The sequence below is a fragment of the Enterococcus sp. GPZ-007 genome, assembly GCF_059374735.1.
On the sequence record NZ_JCAFYN010000087.1, the window covers coordinates 1 to 4,683 of the forward strand.

Sequence of the window (4,683 nt, forward strand, 5' to 3'; positions counted from 1 at the left end):
TCTTTTTACTTGTCGGCTGCGGAAATAATCTAACGAAGGACTCGGGAAAAACATCGGTTTCAGCAGTAGCCAAAAAGCAGGTCAAGGATACCTATTCGAAAAGTGATGTTCCAACGATTTTTATTCACGGATATGGCGGTACTATCAATTCCTTCGGCGGCATGCTTCAACGATTGACTAATGAAGGAAAGACTAAGAAAGAAATACTGATCACAGTTCAGTTGGATGGAGCATTGAAGGTTGAGGGTCAGTTAAGCAAAACAAAGGACAATCCGAGTATTCAAGTATTGTTCACAGCGAATAAGGATAATGAATGGAATCAAACGGAATGGATCTATGGTGTTTTAAAATATTTGAAGCAGCAGGGTGTTGATCAAGTGAACTTGGTAGGTCATTCAATGGGCGGAGTCAGCTCTTTACGTTACTTGACGACTTACGGGCAGTCTACTGACGCGCCGACGATCAAAAAATTTATCTCGATTGGTGCACCATTTAATGACTTTACCGAATCATCTGAATCAATTGATGATGTGTTGAACAATGGTCCGGATGTACAAGCCAGCAGATATATGGATTATAGTAACGGCATAGAAAATGTACCAAATAAACTGCCGATACTATTAATAGCAGGGAAATTAAATGCTGATACTGCAACGGACGGAACGGTCCCGCTTAATAGCGCGTTAGCGACCTATTCGCTTTTGAAAGGTCACGGGAATCCAATCAATTATCAAATTTTCACCGGACCAAATGCGCAGCACAGCCAATTACACGAGAATCTAGAAGTTGATAAAGCTGTCGCAAACTTCTTGTGGAAATAAGAAGACAAATCGCTTGCTTACTTTTTGTAAGAGTATTAAGATAATTCATGTATTCAAAAGAAAGAAGGATTTATCATGACTTATCAAACAAGTAACGAAGAACATCCAATTGAAATTGTAAATATCGCTTCACTTGAAGGACGCGTGAAAGAACGTATGGAAAAAGGTGCGTTTGGTTATATTCGCGGCGGTTCTGAAGATGAATGGACAATGAAGGAAAACACTACTTCATTTAATAATAAAACAATTATGCCGCGGGTCCTACGCGGAATCGATCATGCCGATTTAAGCACCAAGCTTTGGGACATTGATCTTGCAACACCGATTATTCAAGCGCCATCTGCTGCGCAAGGATTGGCTCATGAAAAAGGCGAAGCGGATACTGCTAAAGGTGTCGCCGATGCTGGTTCGATTTTCTCTATCAGTACTTATGCCAATACAACGATTGAAGATGCGGCCGCTGCTGCACCAAATGCACCACAGTTTTTCCAATTGTATATGAGCAAAGACGATGGATTTAATGAATTTATCTTAGATAAAGCCGTTAAAGCTGGAGCGAAAGCAATTATTTTAACTGCAGACTCGACACTTGGTGGTTACCGAGAAGAGGATATTATCAACAACTTCCAATTTCCACTACCAATGCCTAACCTGGCTGCTTATAGTGCACAAAGTGCTAGCGGTGACGGTGAAGGAAAAGGGATTGCTGAAATTTATGCGGCAGCGAAACAAGGTTTGGTTCCTGAAGATATCAAGAAAATCAAGGATCTAACAAACTTGCCTGTTTTTGTTAAGGGAATCCAATCACCTGAAGACGCTGAAGTTGCGATCGCAGCTGGTGCGGATGGTATCTGGATCTCAAATCATGGTGGTCGTCAATTAGATGGAGGCCCCGCATCATTCGATGTATTGCCATTAATTGCCGGTGTCGTAAACAAACGTGTACCAATCGTCTTTGATAGTGGTGTACGTCGCGGCGAACATGTCTTTAAAGCATTAGCCAGCGGTGCTGACTTAGTTGCTATCGGCCGTCCAGTGATTTACGGCTTGAACCTTGGCGGAGCAGAAGGCGTAAAATCTGTCTTTGACCATTTGAACAAAGAATTGTCTATCACGATGCAACTTGCAGGAACAAAAACAATTGAAGAAGTTAAAAATACCAAACTTCATAATGCATAATAAGCTTTCAACGACTACATCAAGAAACTCAGTTTCTTGATGTAGTCATTTTTTTTGACCATTTTTCTTGCATACGTTTTCTTTTTCGTTTATTATGTACATAATATTTAGGTAAGCCTAAAACAGAAAGAAGGGATAGCTATGGATAGGATTAGGATAGAAAATTTATCTGTTGCTTATCGTGGGAAAATCGCTTTGCGACAGATTGATTTGGAACTAGTACCCGGAAAACTAACGGGAATCGTAGGACCGAACGGGGCTGGGAAATCTACCTTGATGAAGGGAATCCTAGAGTTAGTGAACATCCGGTCAGGAAAAATTTTGTATGGTGATCAACCGTTAGCAAAACAAAGAAAGAAAATCGCTTATGTGGAGCAGCGACAAGATATTGATTTAAGCTTCCCCATTGATGTTTTTGGAGTGGTATTGTTCGGAACATATCCGCATTTAACGATGTTCCAACGCCTAGGAAAAAAAGAAAAAGCTCTTGCCCATGAGTGTTTAGAAAAAGTAGGCTTAACAGAATATGCTGATCGTCAAATCAGCGAATTGTCTGGCGGGCAGCTTCAACGTGTCTTTATAGCACGAGCGTTGGCGCAAAAAGCAGAATGGATCTTATTAGATGAGCCATTTGCTGGAATTGATGCAACCAGTGAGAAGATCATTATTGAATTATTAAAAGAATTACGTGATGAAGGAAAATCAATCGTGATTGTCCATCATGATTTGCATAAGGTCACCGATTATTTTGACGAAGTAATTCTGCTGAACAAGGGTCTGATAGCCTCAGGACCGGTTGAGTACACGTATACGACAAAAAATATGGAGAAAACCTATGGCAGTGAAATTACGCAAATGCTAAGAATTGGGGGTGCAGATTTTGCTACATGAATTCTTTAAAGGATTAATCGACTATCAATTTCTACAAAATGCCTTGATCACTTCGATCATGGTAGGAATCTCAGCAGGAATCATTGGTTCCTTTATTATTTTACGAGGGATGTCTTTGATGGGGGACGCCATTTCCCATGCTGTTTTACCAGGTGTAGCGATATCATACATGCTAGGCAGTAGCTATATTATTGGGGCGACCATTTTTGGGGTTTTCTCAGCAGCATTGATTGGCTTTGTCGGAAAGCATACAAGGTTAAAAAATGATACTGCTATCGGAATTGTTTTTAGTTCTTTTTTTGCGCTAGGAATTATTCTGATCTCTTTTGCTAGAAGCGCTACCGACCTTTATCACATTCTGTTTGGAAATGTGCTGGCAGTAAGAGATTCAGATATGTATCTAACAGCAATTGTCATGGTAATCGTTGTTTTGGCAGTGGGAATATTTTATAAACAATTGAAATTAACCTCTTTTGCTCCGACAATGGCGCAGTCCTATGGCTGGAATATTAGCTTGATCAATTATGGGTTGATGTTTCTACTGACGTTAGTTGCAGTTACGTCCCTGCAAACAGTTGGAACGATTTTGGTTATTGCGATGCTGATCACCCCGGCTGCGACAGCCTATCAGTTAACAAATAAGCTTCCTGTAATGGTGGGTTTGTCTACTTTATTTGGTGTATTAAGTGCGATGATCGGTTTGTATTTCAGTTATAGCTATAATCTTCCTTCTGGCGCAACAATCGTGATGACAGCAGCAGTCTTTTTCATCGCAGCTTTTCTTTTTTCACCTAGCAAAGGATTGATTCAACAATTACGAAAGGAACGAGCATATGAAGCTTAAAAAAATACTTTTTGCAGGGATCATCGGATTATTGTTCCTAGCAGGCTGTGGAACCAACAACAATGACAATAGCGAAGCAGGAGACTCAGAAAAACTATCCGTCGTGGCGACAAATTCGATTATTGCAGATATGGTCAAAGAAGTTGGTAAGGATCAAGTGAGTGTGCATAGTATTGTGCCAGTCGGAACAGACCCCCATGAATACGAACCGTTGCCGGAAGATATCAAAAAAGCGAGTGAAGCGGAGATTGTTTTCTATAATGGCTTGAATTTAGAAACCGGTAATGGCTGGTTTGATAAGCTGATGGAGACAGCTAAGAAAAAGGAAAAGGAAGATTATTTCGCCGTCAGCAAAGAAGTGACACCGATTCATTTAACTAGCAATAGCAAACAGGAAGACCCTCATGCTTGGCTGGATATTTCGAACGGTATTTTATATGTGAAGCAGATTCAAGCCGTTTTGAGCGAAAAAGATCCTGACAATCAAACAAACTACGAGAAAAATGCGGAAGAGTATATCAAAAAGCTGGAAGAGTTGGATGCTTCAGCTAAAAAGGAATTCGCTGATATTCCTGATGAGAAAAAGTTATTAGTGACCAGTGAAGGGGCTTTTAAATACTTTTCCAAGGCCTATGAGTTAACCGCGGCGTATATCTGGGAAATCAATACAGAAAGTCAAGGAACACCAGAGCAAATGAAGCAGATTGTTGAAAAAGTCCGCGCATCTAAAGTACCTTCGTTGTTTGTTGAAACAAGTGTAGATAAGCGTAGTATGGAACGATTGTCGAAAGAGGTTGACTTGCCCATCTATAGTGATCTATTTACGGATTCTTTAGCGAAAAAAGGTGAAACTGGAGATAGTTACTATAGCATGATGAAATGGAATTTAGACAAAATTCATGAAGGTTTGATGAAATAGAAAAAGCAGCTGATTTGGCATCAGCTGCT

General features: G+C 40.3%; 5 protein-coding genes. All 5 read left to right on the forward strand.

Going from position 1 to position 4,683, the window contains the following annotated elements; all coding sequences use genetic code 11:
* A partial coding sequence (locus AC4J95_RS20910; RefSeq protein WP_494551523.1) for an alpha/beta fold hydrolase occupies positions 1-821 on the forward strand: 821 nt, incomplete at its 5' end.
* Positions 822-896: 75 nt separating this feature from the next.
* Entirely contained in the window at positions 897-2,000 is a 1,104-nt protein-coding gene (locus AC4J95_RS20915) for a lactate oxidase (protein WP_494551524.1), read from the forward strand.
* Positions 2,001-2,141: 141 nt separating this feature from the next.
* Positions 2,142-2,891 carry a metal ABC transporter ATP-binding protein gene (locus AC4J95_RS20920; RefSeq protein ID WP_494551525.1) on the forward strand — a complete coding sequence of 250 codons (750 nt, stop codon included), beginning with the start codon at positions 2,142-2,144 and terminating at the stop codon, positions 2,889-2,891.
* Positions 2,881-3,735 (forward strand): metal ABC transporter permease, encoded by an 855-nt coding sequence (locus AC4J95_RS20925; RefSeq protein ID WP_494551526.1) that lies wholly within the window; start codon positions 2,881-2,883, stop codon positions 3,733-3,735. The genes AC4J95_RS20920 and AC4J95_RS20925 overlap by 11 nt, the downstream gene beginning before the upstream one ends.
* Positions 3,725-4,654, forward strand: a complete 930-nt coding sequence (gene efaA / locus AC4J95_RS20930) for an Mn/Fe ABC transporter substrate-binding lipoprotein EfaA (RefSeq protein WP_494551527.1) — start codon at positions 3,725-3,727, stop codon at positions 4,652-4,654. The genes AC4J95_RS20925 and efaA overlap by 11 nt, the downstream gene beginning before the upstream one ends.
* Positions 4,655-4,683: the final 29 nt, after the last annotated feature.